The 15,339-nt window shown below is 74.2% G+C and carries 14 protein-coding genes and 1 pseudogene; 6 read left to right on the top strand and 9 right to left on the bottom strand.

The genetic code is table 11. The features are described 5' to 3' along the window. Positions 1-220: 220 nt before the first annotated feature. The 6 genes from MTQ01_RS15230 to MTQ01_RS15205 all read right to left on the bottom strand — a co-directional run bounded on the left by MTQ01_RS15230 (position 221) and on the right by MTQ01_RS15205 (position 7,043). Positions 221-1,882 (bottom strand): CdaR family transcriptional regulator, encoded by a 1,662-nt coding sequence (locus MTQ01_RS15230; RefSeq protein WP_247490665.1) that lies wholly within the window; start codon positions 1,880-1,882, stop codon positions 221-223. Further along, the gene (locus MTQ01_RS15225; RefSeq protein WP_247490663.1) at positions 1,879-3,000 is read right to left on the bottom strand and encodes a DUF917 domain-containing protein; all 1,122 of its coding nucleotides are present in this window, start codon (positions 2,998-3,000) and stop codon (positions 1,879-1,881) included. Before MTQ01_RS15225 ends, MTQ01_RS15230 begins: the two co-directional genes overlap by 4 nt. After that, the gene (locus tag MTQ01_RS15220) at positions 2,997-4,607 is read right to left on the bottom strand and encodes a hypothetical protein (RefSeq protein WP_247490661.1); all 1,611 of its coding nucleotides are present in this window, start codon (positions 4,605-4,607) and stop codon (positions 2,997-2,999) included. Before MTQ01_RS15220 ends, MTQ01_RS15225 begins: the two co-directional genes overlap by 4 nt. A 48-nt stretch (positions 4,608-4,655) precedes the next feature. Further along, positions 4,656-5,153, bottom strand: a complete 498-nt coding sequence (locus MTQ01_RS15215; RefSeq protein ID WP_247490659.1) for a hypothetical protein — start codon at positions 5,151-5,153, stop codon at positions 4,656-4,658. A gap of 584 nt (positions 5,154-5,737) precedes the next feature. Beyond that, positions 5,738-6,265, bottom strand: coding sequence for a DUF309 domain-containing protein (locus tag MTQ01_RS15210; protein ID WP_247490731.1), 528 nt, complete (start codon positions 6,263-6,265; stop codon positions 5,738-5,740). Between the two features lie 7 nt (positions 6,266-6,272). Continuing rightward, entirely contained in the window at positions 6,273-7,043 is a 771-nt protein-coding gene (locus MTQ01_RS15205) for a TetR/AcrR family transcriptional regulator (protein ID WP_247490657.1), read from the bottom strand. Between the two features lie 103 nt (positions 7,044-7,146). Here MTQ01_RS15205 and MTQ01_RS15200 point away from each other — a divergent pair, with 103 nt between their 5' ends. Then, positions 7,147-8,700, top strand: a complete 1,554-nt coding sequence (locus tag MTQ01_RS15200) for an ATP-dependent DNA ligase (protein ID WP_247490655.1) — start codon at positions 7,147-7,149, stop codon at positions 8,698-8,700. An 80-nt stretch (positions 8,701-8,780) separates the two neighbouring features. Here the strand turns inward: MTQ01_RS15200 and MTQ01_RS15195 are convergent, their stop codons facing one another. Then, positions 8,781-9,212, bottom strand: a complete 432-nt coding sequence (locus MTQ01_RS15195) for an HIT family protein (RefSeq protein ID WP_247490653.1) — start codon at positions 9,210-9,212, stop codon at positions 8,781-8,783. A 200-nt stretch (positions 9,213-9,412) separates the two neighbouring features. Between MTQ01_RS15195 and MTQ01_RS15190 the strand changes: the two genes are divergently transcribed. The 5 genes and pseudogenes from MTQ01_RS15190 to MTQ01_RS15170 all read left to right on the top strand — a co-directional run bounded on the left by MTQ01_RS15190 (position 9,413) and on the right by MTQ01_RS15170 (position 13,577). Next, positions 9,413-9,631 (top strand): hypothetical protein, encoded by a 219-nt coding sequence (locus tag MTQ01_RS15190; RefSeq protein WP_247490651.1) that lies wholly within the window; start codon positions 9,413-9,415, stop codon positions 9,629-9,631. 66 nt (positions 9,632-9,697) lie between these two features. Beyond that, the gene (locus MTQ01_RS15185) at positions 9,698-10,570 is read left to right on the top strand and encodes a (2Fe-2S)-binding protein (protein ID WP_247490649.1); all 873 of its coding nucleotides are present in this window, start codon (positions 9,698-9,700) and stop codon (positions 10,568-10,570) included. A gap of 53 nt (positions 10,571-10,623) precedes the next feature. Next, positions 10,624-10,876 (top strand): annotated as a pseudogene (locus tag MTQ01_RS15180) (DUF2277 domain-containing protein). 166 nt (positions 10,877-11,042) lie between these two features. Next, on the top strand, positions 11,043-11,846 hold the full coding sequence (locus tag MTQ01_RS15175) for a DUF6227 family protein (protein WP_247490647.1): 804 nt from the start codon (positions 11,043-11,045) through the stop codon (positions 11,844-11,846). Positions 11,847-12,125: 279 nt separating this feature from the next. Continuing rightward, positions 12,126-13,577: a transglycosylase family protein gene (locus tag MTQ01_RS15170; protein ID WP_247490645.1), complete on the top strand. Its 1,452-nt coding sequence runs from the start codon at positions 12,126-12,128 to the stop codon at positions 13,575-13,577. Here MTQ01_RS15170 and MTQ01_RS15165 read toward each other — a convergent pair. After that, positions 13,567-14,832 (bottom strand): anhydro-N-acetylmuramic acid kinase, encoded by a 1,266-nt coding sequence (locus MTQ01_RS15165; protein WP_247490643.1) that lies wholly within the window; start codon positions 14,830-14,832, stop codon positions 13,567-13,569. The two genes, MTQ01_RS15170 and MTQ01_RS15165, sit on opposite strands and share 11 nt — an antisense overlap. Before the next feature lie 51 nt (positions 14,833-14,883). Next, positions 14,884-15,234, bottom strand: coding sequence for a DUF6343 family protein (locus MTQ01_RS15160; RefSeq protein WP_247490641.1), 351 nt, complete (start codon positions 15,232-15,234; stop codon positions 14,884-14,886). Positions 15,235-15,339: the final 105 nt, after the last annotated feature.

The raw sequence follows: 15,339 nt of genomic DNA, 5'->3' as shown, positions 1-15,339 counted from the left end.
ACGGCCCCGCGCCGCCCGCCGTGCCGCGCGCTGCCGCCTTCCCGCGCCCGGCGCGCCCCGCCGCCGTACGCGGGGTGCCCGGGGCGCGGCTGCCCGGGCGCGGCACTCGGGGCTCCGGCCGCGACGCGGCGCGAACCGCACACGGCTGCCCGTACGCGCCGGCGCGACCGGCGCGTACGGTACGGGCGGACCCGTCCCCGGGTCCCCGTACCGCCGCCGGTCAGAGCGGACGGGCGGGGCGGCCGTTGTCGCGGGCCTCGCCGGTGGCGAGCAGGGCGTGGCAGGCGACGTGCAGAGCCAGGCGCTGGTCGGGGCTGTCGAGATCGATGCCCTTGGCCCGGATGCGTTCCATCCGGCCCAGGACCGTGTTGCGGTGCACACCGAGCCGGGTGGCGGTCTGGCCGGTCGAGCCGGCGCAGTCCAGCAGCGCGGCCAGCGTCCGCAGCAGCACCTCGGCCTTGGGGTCGGCGAGCAGAGCGGCGAGCAACGTCCGTGCCGCGACCGCGAGTTCGGTCACCGGCAGCGCGGCGAGCACGGCGCGCGGCCCCAACTCGCCGTAGCACTCGACCCGTTGGTCGCCCCGCCCGCTCGCCGCTCCGGCCGCCAGTTCCGCCTCGCGCAGGGAGCGCCGGAGTCCGGCCATGCCCTCGCCCTCGGTGCCGATGCCGGCGCAGAGCGGCAGGGGGATGCGGCTGGAGGCGAGTCGGCGACGCACATTGCGCTCCACGGCCCGCGGGTGCGCGTCCTCGCCGGAGTACCAGGTGGCCCAGCCGTTCGCCAGCGGTACGAGCGGAGCCTCCGCCAGGTCCTCGCGCCAGGCGGCGGTGATCGCCGGGCTCGCCGCCTCCAGGTCGCGGTCCGGTTGGACGGGCCGCAGATGGACCGCCACCAGACGGCCGTCGATGGGCCAGCCCGCGTCCCGTGCCAACTCCTCCGGCGCCACCGCGGATTCGGGTCCGTGCGCCCCGTTCGCCCGCGGCTGGGGCAGCAGGCGCCGGCCGTGCTGCAGGGGCCCTTCGCCGAGCAGTGTCTCCATCAGCAGGCGGTCCCTGCTGCCCTGGTGGGCGAGGGAGAGCCGGCTGCCGGCTCCCGCGGAGGCCAGCGGCGCGCGGGCCAGGCGCAGGATCGTCTCGACGGTCTCCGTCCAGCTCGGGCCCGGTGCGCTCACCCGCGCGACGAGCGTGGCCCAGGCTCGGCCGTCCGCCGAGGGCACGGCCACGGCGACGCGGTGCTCCTCGACCTCACCGTCAGCGGTGGCGGCAGCGGCGGTGGAGGCTGACGCATCGCCCGCCGTCGCATCCACGGCGGGTACGTGCGGCCCCTCGGGCGGGAAGGTGTCGGCGGCTGCTCTGCCGGCGAGCAGATGGCCGTCCTTGGTCACCAACGCGGCGATCACACCCGGAACTTCGGCGTTGATCACCCCGACGATGCCGCGGAGACTGAAGCGTTCTCCGAAGAGCACCGCACAGCGGCTGATCAGCCGGGCGCGCGCGGCCTCGGTGTCGGCGATGGCGACCGCCATGTCCAGCGCGATGCGCGCCGGGTCGGCGACGGTCAGCAGCGGCAGCCGCAGTCGTTCGGCGAGCTGCGTGGTGGAGGCCCGCACCATGACGCTGTCCGGGGCGACCACGCAGGCGGCGTTGCGCTCCCAGGCGCAGCGCAGCGCGGCTTCCAGCGCCCAGACACCGTGGGCGGCGACCGGGTGCACAACCATCGCCGTCTTCGGCTCGCACTGCCGGGCCTCGTCGAGGTCGGAGACCAGGGTGACCCCGGTGACCTGACGGTCGAGGTGCGCCTCGGAGTAGCAGCGTGCGCTGCCGAGCGGGCCGAAGCGGATGAGCTGGGCCACGGTCAGTTGGCCGGTGACGCGCTGCGCGCTCATCGCGGGACCTCTTCCCCGGGGTGCCGGACCGGAAAGCCGAACGCTCGCGGCCCGGCCATGGCCAGGCCCTGCGGGGTGTGCCACATCGGCGCGGCGGGGACGACGAGCACATCGACGTGGTCGGCGAGCGCCACGTTCTCCAGGCTGACCGGCTGGAGCCGCTGCCGGTCCAGCAGACAGAGCACATCGGGCACGGCTGCGGTGACCGCGCCGTCGATCAGCGCGAGCAGGATCTCGTTCTGCGCCTCCAGCCGGACCACCGGGCCGTCGCCGGACGGATCGCTGACCACGATGCTGGTGGGCACCGAGGGGAAGTGCCGCGCGCCGGCGGACGGGGTCGGCAGATCGAGTGCGGTGACCTGCCCGCTGGCGAGCACCCGGGCGCCGACGGTGCGTGCGAGCCCCGCGAGCAGCGCGGCGTGCCGGTTCTCGCCGGTGAGCAGTTCGCCGACGCGCATCACCCGGCTGGTCGCCCCCTCGATCGCCACACCGCGCAACCGGCCGACGGTGGTGGGGTAGAGAGCGCAGAGCATCGCCCCGCCGGACGCCTCGACGATGCCGCGGAGCAACCGGTCCGAGCGGGCGGTCGAGCAGTCCAGCACGGCGGTGTCACCGGACTGGCTGACGGCGGCCAGCGGGGTGGCGGAGAGCCCGCCGAGCGCGTACGTCGTCATGTTGATCAGCGGCAGGATGCGGCCCATCCCGTCGCAGTCCACCAGCGGCAGGCCCAGCGAGGCCGCCGCTGCGATGGGGAAGAGCGCGTTGGGCCCGGCGGAGTTGAGGGCGACGACGGCGCCCAGCCGGTTGCCCGTACGCTCCTCCAGCGCGCGCACCGCGAGCACCGACTCGTCGCCGCCGGGCGGGAGTTCGAGCAGCGGGGCGAACCCACCGGCGAGGCCGACGGCCGCGCAGTGGGTCTCCGGCGGGAGCGCGTCCAGCGGTACCAGCTCCACCGGCCCGTGTCTGCGCAGCAGTTCGGCGACGCTCAGTGTCAGCCCGTCGATTCCGCCGCCACCGGAGCTGAGCAGTGCGTGCCCGGCGACGACGGCGGGCAGGTCGTCGGCGGTGATGCGGTGGACCACGTCGGTGGCCGGAGCCGGAGCGGATGCGCCGTTCATCGTGCCTCTCCCGAAGTGCCCCGGCCGCGGGCCGCGCCGGCGGCCGGGTCCGGTGTCGCGGCACCCTGTGCAGGGCGGCCGGTGTCCCCGCGGCCGGCCCCCGGACTGCCGGTGTCGGGGGTGCCGGTGTCGGGGGTGCCGTGGCTGCCCGCCCGTACCTGGAGCCGGTAGATCCGCAGGTAGCCCACCGCGGTGGCCGTGGAGCGCACCAGGTAGGCGCTGCCGGGGTGCGCGCCGTACGCGGCGACCAGCCCGAGGGCGCGCTGTTCGGCCTCGGCCTGGTGGCGGTCGAGCCCCTCCGGGGTGTCGGCGGGCACCAACAGGTCGATCCAGGCGCTCGGTTCGGTCATCGCGGCCCCCACCGCGGTGATGTCCGCGTCCGGCCGCACCTGGCGCGGCCCGCCCTCCGACTGTCCCGGCAGCGCCTCGGCGAGCTCGACGCCCTCGGGGCGGAGCGCCGCGACCACGTCCGAGGTGTGCCGGCTGCGGGTCGCCAACTGGGCGGCGGCGGAGGCGTGGTGGACGGGTATGCGGGTGGTGACGGACTGCGGGACCGAGGTGCGGATTCCGTTGCTGCCGACCAGGTCCGCCTCGATGTGCGGCAGTCCGTCGCGCACCTGCCCGATGGTCAGCGCCCGGTCGTCGGCCAGGGCGACGACCGCGTCCCCGACCCGGGCGAGCCGGGCCGCGCCGATCAGCGCCGCGGCGATGCCCGCCGCCAGCCCGGTCACCGGCGACCAGCGCAGTCTGCGGCCGGTGACCCGCCCGCCGTCGCCGGTGACGAACCAGCAGGACGGAGAACCGGCCAGCGCCTCGGTGGCCTCCTCGCACTGGCTGATCAGCCGGTCGGCGACCTCGAGCAGCGCGGCGTTGAGCACGGTGGCCGCCTCGCGCTCCAACAGCCCGAGCCCGCCCGCCTCGTGGGAGAGGCAGACCCTGATGTCCGGTCGGCGGCGCAGAAGTTCGGCCGCGACGGCGACCTCGTGGTCGGAGCAGGCGGCGGCACCGGTGCCGGTGACCGCGACCGCACGGGCGCCCCCGGCCAGCAGCTCGTCGACCGCGGCGCTCACCGACTCCGCCTCCAGCGCGACCAGTTCGGTGCCGAACAGGTCGTGCCCACCGGCCACGACGGCCCGTCGGGAGACCAGCGAGGTGATGACCGGCGAATGGTGCCCGCCGCCCGCGGGCGCCACCGGGACGCGGGGCAGCACCCGTACGGCGGCGACGCGCTGAGCGCGGTGTCGGCTGCCGCTCGGGGCGGTCAGCGCGGACTCCAGGATTCCGGAGATGTCCCAGGTCACCGAGGTCACCGACTTCGCCCGGGCGGGCTGTGCGGTGGGGGCGGACCGGTGCGCGGTGGCCGGAACCGCCGTCAACAGCTCCCGGAGCAGGGTGAGTTCGGGGGTGGTGCGGTCGCGCGGCGGGCAGTGGGGCGCGGCGGCGGAGTGGGACCGTTCGGGGAGCGGGGCCCGGTCACCGCGCGGGCCGGGCAACCGGTCGGCGGTGTGGTCCCCTAACGCCCGGGTGCTGCGGGCGCGGAGCACCCTTCCCCGGTCGAGCAGCGCGCCGTACACCCCACAGGTGTCCAGCCGGACGCCGATCCGCATGCACTCTCCCTGAGTGACTCATGACAACGGCGGCCTCCGCGCCACCCGTCACGCAAGCCAGCCCTCGTACAGCTCGTCCGGCACTTCCCCGGCCGCGGCAGGGCGCCGCCGATGCCGGGCCCCGGGGCTCGTACCGCCCAGGCGCCGCTGTGAACGGACTGTACACAGCACGTCGTACAGCGCGGCACCGTCAGTGACCAACTCGTTGCTCTCGTGCGGCAGCAGCCAGAACCGGCCGGGGCACGGACGGTATCCCACCGCGTTCCCGTCGGCCGAGGAGCAGCGGGTGGAACGGGCCCGACACAGCGTACGGGTCGGCGGCCAGCGCCAGGCTCCGTCGTCGGGCCCGATGGGCACCTGGAGCAGATCGTGGGAGAGACAGACGAGGACCGCACCGACGGCGTATCCGCCGAAGCGCATCTCCGTCAGGGCGTCCATGGCGGTGGGGCGCGGGGCCTGAACCACGCTGCCCGCGTATCCGGCCAGGCCCGCGGGGGGTTCCTCGCCGCAGCGGACGAGCCAGGGCAACTCGGCGGAGTGGGTCATGGTCTGCAGTCGGAGAGGACGACGGTCGCCTCGCAGCCGCCCTTCCGCTCCCCCTTCCGACTCGGCCCGCACAGTTGTAAGTTGATTGCTCAACGGTGGCGCTCTGGGCGCTCCTGTGAATGCCGCGGAGTTCGCTGGCACTGCTTGTCGGACGGTTCCTCGACGAGTCGAACGGTCCGATCAGTCGACTGGACGGTAGCGGGAAAGCGATCCAACCCGCTGTGCGCAGTGCACAGTTGGCAATCGCCGCACTGTGCACCCGGCACAGAAGAGACGTCCCCACCCCCTCTCCGAGCTGCAACGCCGCAGCTCAGCACCGCGAGCCGCACAGGGTACGGATAGATCAGGTACGGAGACTGTCCGTGACGGTCCCCGACCCGCGCACAGCCGCCCGGCCGCACGCCGACCACCGTTCCACCCGAACCGCCCCGCCACGCACGCCCGTTCACCGCGCACGGCAACGACGTGCCCGACGACGGCGCACGCGGGACGGCACGTACGGGCCGTACGGGCTGCCGCGCCCTGGCACACAGGGCCCGCCACGCGCCCCCCGGGCACGCGCGCGGGGCGCGGAGTTCGCGGTCTCAGCCCCGCAGACGCGGCGCCATAGAGGCCGCGGAGGGCGGCTGCTGCCCGTCCTGGAGACCGCTCGCCAGCTGCTCGGCCCAGGCCACCAGCCCGCCGAGGTCGAGCCCGTACGGCGGCTGCCCGCTCAGCGGCGCCAGTCCGGCGGCGGCGCGCCGCAACAGGGTGCGTGCACCGGTGACGTTGCCGCGCGCCGTGTGCGTCACGCCCACCGCGAGCTGTGCCAGCGCCCGCCAGAGCCGCTCCTCCTCGGGCGGTCCGCTCTTCCACGCGTCCTCGAAGACCTCGTGGGCGTGGAAGGGCTTGCCCTCGTCCAGCAGGCGCTGCGCCTCCTCGACCGACTCCAGCGGGGCACGCACCACGCCCTCGGGCTGGCGCTCCACGCCGGGCGATCCGTACGGCAGCGGCCGTCCGAGACCGTCCCGGGGCCTGGCGTTGCGGGCGCGGCCCTCCTCGTCGCGGTCCCGGCCGCCGCGCGCGGGGCGCCCCGAACTCCGGTCCGCCTTCGGCTGATCCCGCGCGGGCACTCGTTCGTCAGCCACGGTCTGCCGCCTCCTCCACCAGTGCCGCCGTACCCGCGAGCACGACGTCCAGTCCGAGCGCGAAGCTGTCCTGCACCTCCCCGGGCTCGTCGAAGGCACGAGCCGTGAGCAGTGCGGTGATCTCCGGGAAGTCCGAGGGGTTGGTGAGCCGGTGCAGCAGCACCCCGTAGTCGACCGTGGCGGCGGCGACGGTGGTGCCGTTGGCACGCGCGCTGTGTTCGAGGTCCGCCAGCAGCCGCGCCTCGCCGCGGATGTAGGACGAGAGCAGCGTCATCACGCTCAGCTTCACCTCGATCTCCAGCCCGGTGTCGCGCAGGCAGTGCAGCCCGCGCTCCATCCAGGCAAGGGAGTTGGGGGTCACCGGCGGCGAACCGATGGGGATGCCGAGCATCCAGACATGCCGTTGGAAGACCTCCAGCTGCGCGTGGGCCCAGGACTCCAGCGCGGGCCGCCAGCCCTCCTGCCGGCCGACGTCCTCGGGCGGTCTTCCGGTCGCGGCGTCCATCATCAGCACCAGCAGATCGCTCTTGGCCGAGACGTAGCGGTAGAGCGCCATCGTGGAGACGTCCAGCGCCGCGGCCACCCGGCTCATCGACAGGCGCTCCACGCCCTCCCGCGCCGCGCAGTCGATCGCCGCGGCCACGATGCGCTCGGTGCTCAGACCGCGTTTGGGCCCTTTCGACGGCGGGCTCCCGAGCCCCCACGCCACCGCGACACCCGGTGGCAGATTGGCCGGAAGACTGCTCTCCTCGTGTTGCGCCATGCCCTGTGTATAACAGACGCAGTACGGCCGGTACGCGGCCCGGCAACCGCCGCCGAACCGCCCGGACGCTGCGGAAAAGCCCCGCGGGGGTGACCATGGGGGCATGCTCCTGGCCGAACTCGCCCGCACCTCGCGGGAGATCTCGACCACTTCGCGGCGGTCGGCGAAAGTGGCCCTGCTCGCGGCCCTCTTCCGCACTCTCGAACCGGCGGAGGCGCCGATCGCCGTCACCTGGCTCGCCGGCCGGCTCGTCCAGCGCCGCACCGGTCTCGGTCCCCGCTCGCTCTCCGAGCACGTGCGGCCCGCCGCCGAGCCCGCACTGACCGTGCTGGAAGTGGACCGGGCACTGGAGCGGATCGCGGCGAAGGCCGGCAAGGGCGCGCAGAGCGCACGTCGGGACAGTCTGCGGGAGCTGCTGGGCGCCGCCACCGAGCAGGAGCAGCGGTTCCTCCGTGCGCTGATCGCGGGCGAGCTGCGGCAGGGCGCGCTGGAGGCGCTCGCCGTGGAAGGACTCGCCCGGGCGCTCGGGGCCGACCCGCAGGAGGTGCGGCGCGCGGTGATGCTGGGTGGCTCGCTGGGCGCGGTCGCGCGGCGCACGCTGGACGAAGGGCCGCGGGCGCTCGGCGAGTTCGGGCTGACGGTCGGACGCCCGGTGCAGCCGATGCTGGCGCACTCGGCGCAGAGCGTCACGGAGGCGCTGGAGCAGCTGGGACCGTGCGCGGTGGAGGAGAAGCTCGACGGGATCCGCGCCCAGATCCACCGGGACGGCGCCGACGTCGCGATCTACACCCGCAGCCTGGACGACATCACCGACCGCCTGCCCGAGGTGGTGCGACTGGTGCGCGGGCTGCCCGGGCGCACGGCGGTGCTCGACGCGGAGGTGGTCTCCCTCGATCCGCAGGGCGTGCCGGTCGCCTTCCAGGAGCTGGCCGGCAGGGTCGGCTCGCGGCTCGACGTCTCCTCGGCGAGCACCACGCTGCCGGTGCTGCCCGTCTTCTTCGACCTGCTGGCCCTGGACGACGAAGACCTGCTGGACAGACCGCTCGCCGAGCGGCGGCAGGCGCTGGAGTCCTTCGTGCCGCCCGAGTTGCTGGTGCGCAGGCTGCTGGTGCCGGACCCGCACGCCGAGGACGGCCCGGACGGCCGGAGCGCGGCGGACGCGGCAGAGGCGTTCGCGGCGCAGACGCTGGCACACGGGCGGGAGGGAGTGGTGGTCAAGGCGCTGGACGCGTCGTACCGGGCGGGCCGGCGCGGACGCTCGTGGCTGAAGGTCAAGCCCGTGCACACGCTGGATCTGGTGGTGCTGGCGGCGGAGTGGGGGCACGGGCGGCGCACCGGTCTGCTGTCCAATCTGCATCTGGGCGCGCGGGCCGAGGACGGCACGTTCACCATGCTCGGCAAGACGTTCAAGGGGATGACGGACGCGATGCTCGCCGAGCAGACCGGGCTGCTGGGCGAGCTCGCCGTCGAACGGCACGACTGGGGTGTGGTGGTCCGGCCCGAGCTGGTGGTCGAGGTGGCGTTCGACGGGGTCCAGCGCTCGACCCGCTACCCGGCGGGGGTGACGCTGCGCTTCGCGCGCGTACTGCGCTTTCGCAGGGACAAACCGGCGGCCGAGACCGACCGGGTCGACGCGGTCCGCCGGCTGCTCCGCTGACGGCGGCGCATCCTCCCGGGCGTGGGCAGGTGCACCGCGCTGACCCGGCGCGCCCGCGCTGCCGGGCGCCGGAAGCGTCGCTACGGCCGGTCCGGCGCCGGCTCCCCCAGCGCGGTGCGCAGCCGGGCGGCCGTCTCCGCGGCCTCCGACCCGTCCCGGTATCCGCGGCGCGGCCAGAAGAACCCGCGGAGCCCGTCGCCCCTGTTGCGCGGCACCACATGGGTGTGCAGATGCGGCACCGACTGGCTGACCCGGTTGTTGGAGGCGACGAAGCTCCCCTGGGCCGGCGTCGCGCGCTCCACCGCCTCGGTGACCCGGCGCACCGCCGAGTAGTACGGGCCGATCTCCTGGGGAACGAGGTCGGTGAGGGTGGGCACGTGGCGTGCGGGCACCACCAGGACGTGTCCGGGGAAGAGCGGCCGACTGTCCAGGAAGGCGAGGGTGTCGCCCTCCCGAAGCACCCAGTGCGCCGGCTCGTCGCCCGCGATGATCGCGCAGAACACACAGCTCATCCGGCAAGTGAACTACGTCGCCCGGCTGTTCGCCCAGCCCGCCGCGGTCCGGCCGCACCGCTCCCGGGCCTTGCTCCCCGCGTTCCCCGCGTTCCGCGCGCCCGGCTCCCGTCGGCCGCGGAGCTGCGCCGCCCGCCGTGCACCGGCGCGGTGGCGGGCGCGGGAGGAGCGGCGCATGCTGTTTGCCGGAGGTGGCGCTCATGAGACACGAGATGCGGGCCGAGTACGCGCCGGGCGCGGAGGCCACCGCCGGCGCCCCGGTCAAGATCTGGCACATGGTGCGCGGCGAGACGACCACCGCGCTGTGCGGACGGAGTCTGGGCGACCGGGCCGCGACCCAGTCCGAGGACCTGTGGGGCAGTACCACCGAGCCCTTCTGTCACAGCTGCGGCGCGGTCTATCTGCGCGAGGTGCCCTGAGCGGTCGCGCCGACTGACGGGCACGGGGTGCCGGCCGGTATCGACGGGGCTCTACAGTGTGGCGCGATGCCCAGGCGAGACGATCCACCGCGCTCCGGCCCGCCCCTGACTTCCGGGACCGCGCCGGCCCCCGGGCGCGCGGCTTCGCCCGCGGCGGACCTCGGCGGGTTCTTCGCGTTGCGCACCGACGGCCCGGTTCCCGGTGCGGCCGTCGCGCTCGCCGAGGTCTACGCGGGCAACCGCGCTCCGCTCGCCGCGCGCATCGCCCGGGTCGGCGCCCGCCTGGACGCGCGGGAGCCACGGGTCGCCGCGTCCATCGCACAACTGGGGTTGGCTGCGCGGCTGTGGTCCCTCGCGCTGGCCGTCACGGTGGTCGAACGCCGACCGCCCGAGGAGTTCGACCCCGTACGGCTGCGCTGGGACTCGGCCGGCAGCACCCCGGACGACCTGTGGCTCGTCCCCGCGCCGGAGGGTCCGGTGCCACCGGCTCCGGCCGCCGACCGGCCTCGCGTCGCGGCCCCGGAGCCGTCGCGCGAGGAGCTGGCGGCGGGGCTGTTCTCGCTCGTCGCCGAGCGGCACCTGGTGCCACTGGCCGCCGCGGTGCGCACGGTCACCCCGGTCTCCGAGCGTCTGCTGTGGGGCAACTCGGCCTCGGCGCTGGCCGGTTCGCTCCAGCAGCTCCGCGTCTGGTGCCAGGAGCGGGACCGGCCCGACGACGCCGCCCTCGCCCGCTCGCTGGTCGGCGACGTCCTGCGACACCGGGTGTTTCGCGGCACGGGCACGCTGACCGGTGCGGAGTTCCGCAGGACCACCTGCTGTCTGTACTACCGGGCGGGCGGCGGACTCTGCGGGGACTGCGTCTTCCGCGGCGAGGGCGGCCCACGGCCCCCGCAGCGCCCGCGACCCGCGCGGGACTCGCGGTCCTCGCGTCCCGGCTGAGTCCGGGCGCCGGCCGGAGGCGGCTGTCAGTGGCCGGGCGTAGCGTTTTCGGTATGTGCCGAAGCATCAAGACGCTGCGCCCGCCGTATGCCGAATCGGTCACCGAGGAGGACATGCGCGCGGCTGCGCTGCAGTACGTACGCAAGGTCTCGGGATCACCACCCCGCCGCCCACAACACCGCGGCTTTCGACCGCGCGGTGGAGCAGGTGACGGCCGCCACCGTCGAGCTGCTCGACTCGCTGACGGTACGCGGCAGTAACCCCCAACGGGGCGGCGCCGTCAAGGAGAACCATCACAGAAAGTGACTCATAGTAGTCATTTCGCATCGCAAAGTTCCGGCCAGATCGGAGAATAGCCAGGCCAGCGATGCGCACACGGTAGAAAGTCAGCCAATATTCCACGGCGAGGGGCAAGCAGCGCTACAGAGGGTATTCAAGGGTGGACGGCGAATACCCGGCTGGAGGCGCGCCAATGAGCAAGCTGCCGCGGATCAGGGACTACGCCGCGCCCAGCGAGCACCTGGCGCGGCTCCTCGATGACGCACGCAATCCCTTCGAGGTGAGTGACGCACTGCTGGCGAGGCTGGACTGCGCCCGGCTGTGCCGGGTCCGCCTGCGGTCCTGGCGCCAGCGCAACTCACCACCGCCCGCGCTGCGTTGCCGCAGCTACCGGCACACCTTCGTGCTGCCCGACGCCGTGGAGCTGACCCTGTGGGAGCTCCAGCACGACGCCGACGGCGGCAGCAAGCTGGTCTCGGAGGTCTACCCGGACCTGACCGCACTGCGTCACGCCGAGCAGCGCGTGCACCGCCGCATGGGCGACGTGCCCGACGATCCGCACGGGGTGGTGATCGCCGCCAACGTCACAGGACTCACTCCCGAACTCCTGGCAGGGACAGTGGAGATGCCGCATCAGCGCCAGTTCACCGAACGAGACTCCGCCGACCACGTCCGCCGGCTGCTGCGCCGCGCACGCAACACCGGCCAGCCCGGGGAACCCGACCCGGACACACTGGAAGAGCTGCGCACCGCGTACCGGCACACCATCGCCCAGGTCGCCCGCCGCTTCTCCGACCTGGGTCAGCACTCCTTCTGCTCCGTCTACGAACACACCTTTCTGCTGCCCGACAACCGCGAGGTCAGCCTCTACGAGCTGGAGCACGACTACACCGAGGACGGCCAGCTGATCTGCGAGCTCTACGCCGACGAGGACTCGGCCGCGGATGCGGCGGAGCGCCACGGACATCTGCGGCACGCGGACATACGCCAGGGCTGACCGCCCGGCCCGGCGGCCGGGCGCAGCGACCGTGTGCGCACTCCCGCACATCTGACGACCCGTCAATCGACCGCCGTGTGCGGCGGTTCGGGCCACCCGCCCGTCCGGTGGCGCCGGGGCACCGATGCCACCGGAATACCCGGAACCGGTTGCCGCTGCCGAGCGACCGCCTCTACCTTGGATCCGGCTGCCCAATCCGGCCGTGCTCCAGGAGGCCAAGGAACGGGATCGTATCCGCGCACCGCTCGCGCGGGCTCTCAGGAGGAGGACACGACCCTCATGGCTCCTCGTGGACGTCATCGGCGCATCAAGCCCTCACCCATCGCCCGCGTCTCCCGCGCCTCGCTCACCGTCACGGCGGGCGGTGCGGGCATAGCGCTGCCGCTGGTGGGGGTGAGTCATGTGCAGGCGGCCCCGGTCGACATCTGGGACAAGGTCGCGGCCTGCGAAAGCACCGGCCGCTGGCAGATCAACACCGGCAACGGGTACTACGGCGGGCTGCAGTTCAAGCAGACGACCTGGCAGGCGTTCGGCGGCACCTCCTACGCGCCCCGCGCCGATCTGGCGACCAAGGAGCAGCAGATAGCCGTCGCCGAGAAGGTCCTCGGCAAGCAGGGCCCGGGGGCCTGGCCGAGTTGCTCCGTGCGCGCCGGCCTCACCGGCGACATGGCCAACACCAGCCCCCAGCGCGCCACCATCCCCGCCCAGCCGGCGCCGAGACCTGCCGCCTCGCGCACGACGACCGACACTCCGGAGCGCTCGGCCGCGAGCGGCGAGAAGAAGCGGGTCGCGCAGAAGCCCGCGCGCGGGTCCGGCACCTACGAGGTGGAGCGCGGCGACAGCCTGTTCGCGATAGCCACCGACCAGGGCGTGGACGGGGGTTGGCAGCGCCTGTACGAGAACAACACCGGGGTCGTCGGCTCCGACCCAGACCTGATCATCCCCGGTCAGCGCCTGTCGCTCGACGCGGGCGGGTCGGGAGCGAAGAAGAGTTCCGGGGACGCGTCCGCCTCCGACGGCGCCCGGAAGGCCGAGGACGCCGAGCAGAAGGCGGCCGCCGAGCAGAAGAGCGCAGAGGAAGCGGCGGCGAAGGCAGCAGCAGCGGCGAAGGCGAAGGAAGCCGAGAAGGCGGAGAAGAAGGCCGCGGCCGAGCGGGAGCGCAAGGCCACGGAGGCGAAGGCCGCCCAGATCAAGGCGGCGCAGGTCAAGGCCGCCCAGGAGAAGAAGGCGGCAGCTGCCCGGGCCGCGGAGAAGAAGGCGGCGGAGGCGAAGGCCGCCAAGGCACGCGAGGCGGAGCGCAAGCGCCAGGCCGCGGCGAAGGCGCCCGGCTATCTGACGCCGGTAAAGGGCTACTCCCCCACCACCTCCTACCGTGCCTCGGGCGCCTCCTGGGCCTCCGGGTACCACACCGGCGTGGACTTCGCGGTGCCCACCGGCACCGCCGTGCGCTCGGTCACCTCCGGCACCGTGGTGTCAGCCGGCTGGGCCGGTTCCTACGGCTACCAGGTGGTGGTCCGGCACCACGACGGCCGCTTCAGCCAGTACGCGCACCTCTCGGCGATCTCGGTGCGCGGCGGCCAGCAGGTCAACAGCGGCCAGACGCTGGGGCGTTCGGGCAACACCGGCAACAGCAGCGGTCCGCACCTGCACTTCGAGATCCGCACCGGCCCCGGTTACGGCAGCGACGTCGACCCGTTGGCCTATCTGCGCGGCAAGGGCGTCACAATCTGAGCTGCTGCTCGCCCGGCGGGGTGCGCTCGATCCGCAGCCGCCGCAGCGGCTCGGTGACCGGCGCGGGCAGTGTCAGCGGCGCCGAGCCGGGCGTCAGCGAGCCGAGGACGGCCGGGCCGCGCGCTCCGGTCGCCGACGGCACGTTCGCCGGTACGCCGTGCACGCTCAGAAAGCCGAGCAGCGCGAAGAGGCACGCCTCCTTCTCCTGCGGCGCCACGCCGAGCACCTCGCTGTCCCGCACCCGTACGCCGTCCGCCAACGCGCCGATGCGCGCCATCAGTTGCGGATTGCGCACGCCGCCGCCGGAGACCGCGAGCTCCGCCAGCCCGTGTGCGTGGCAGGCGTCGGCGACCAGTCGGGCGGTGAGCTCGGTGACGGTGGCGACCAGATCGTCCGGCGCCGGCCGCACTCCGGCGGCCAACTGCTCGCGCAGATACGCCGCGTGGAAGTGCTCCTTGCCCGTGGTCTTCGGCGGCGGCAGCCGGTAGTAGGGGTCGGCGAGCAGCCGCTCCAGCAGCGGACGGTCGACGCGCCCTCGGGCGGCCCGCGCTCCGTCGACGTCCATTCGCTGCGCGCCCTCGCTCGCCCAGCGCGCGCTCTCGTCGATCAGCGCGCAGGCAGGCCCCAGGTCGTACGCGGTCACACCGGCGCCCGGGCCGACCGGGCCGGCCACCTCGAACGGGTCGGGCCGGCCGGAGGCGTCGGCAGTTCCGTCGGCGGCGACCCGACGCACCGTCAGATTGGCGATGCCGCCCAGGTTCAGCGCGCCCCAAGTCTCGTCGGGCAGCAGCAGAGCGTCGAGGAGCGCGACCAGCGGAGCGCCCTGGCCGCCGCGCGCGATGTCGGCGGTGCGCAGATCGCTCACCACGGGCAGTCCCGCCGCTTCGGCGATCCAGGCGGCGGCGCCCAACTGGAGGGTGCCGAGGGCCTGCCCGTCGCGCACCCAGTGGTAGACGGTCTGGCCGTGGGAGACGACCCACTGCGCCCCGCCCCCACCCAGCTCGTCGCGCGCGCGGGCCGCCACGGACCCGAAGAACTGCCCCAGTTCAGTGTCCAGTTGACACATCTCGGCCAAATTTGTGTGCGCGGGTGGGAGCCGGTCGGCGAGGTCGGCTCGCAGCCGCTCGGGGAAGGGCACACTGACCATCCCCCGGCTGTGCAGCGCCACTTCTCCCGGCGCCGTCCACCACAGGTCCGCCACCACCGCGTCGGCCGCGTCGTGGGAGGTGCCGCTGAGCATCCCGATGATCCGCATCACCACATTGTGCGCTCTCGCCGCCCACCGGGCACGGCCCTGCGCCGCGTCTCACCGCCCGCCGCGCGGAGCGGCCCCCGCCCGCCGGGCGCGCGAGATCCGCCACAGCACCACGGCGAGGTCGAGCACCGCGAAAACGGCCAGCGCCGTGCTGATCCAGGCAAGCGTGCGCAGCGAATCCGCGCTGGGTACGTCGTCGGGCGACGCCCGGCCGGACCAGATCCAGAAGAGCACGGCCCCGGCCACGAAGAGTGGAGTGAAGAGCAGCGAGAGGATCAGACGCAGCTTGAGTGCGCTGCGCGCGGTCAGCGGTTCGGTGCCGGTGCGCGGCAGGATGCGGCCGAGGATTCCCTCCCGGTCGGGGTCGGGGGCCCGGGCGCCGCCGCCCGCTCGCTCCGCCATCGGCCACCTCCGGTACGCCGTGCGCAGGTACTCCCCTTCGAGGCTCCGCGCACCGCCGTCGGCTCGCAACCCGGGCCGCCGGCGCCTCTGCGCCCGGCGTCCGGA

Source organism: Streptomyces sp. XM4193 (assembly GCF_023072595.1).
Lineage (GTDB): Bacteria > Actinomycetota > Actinomycetes > Streptomycetales > Streptomycetaceae > Streptomyces.
The sequence above is the reverse complement of the archived record's forward strand: the minus strand, read 5'-3'. Positions and strand labels throughout refer to the sequence as shown.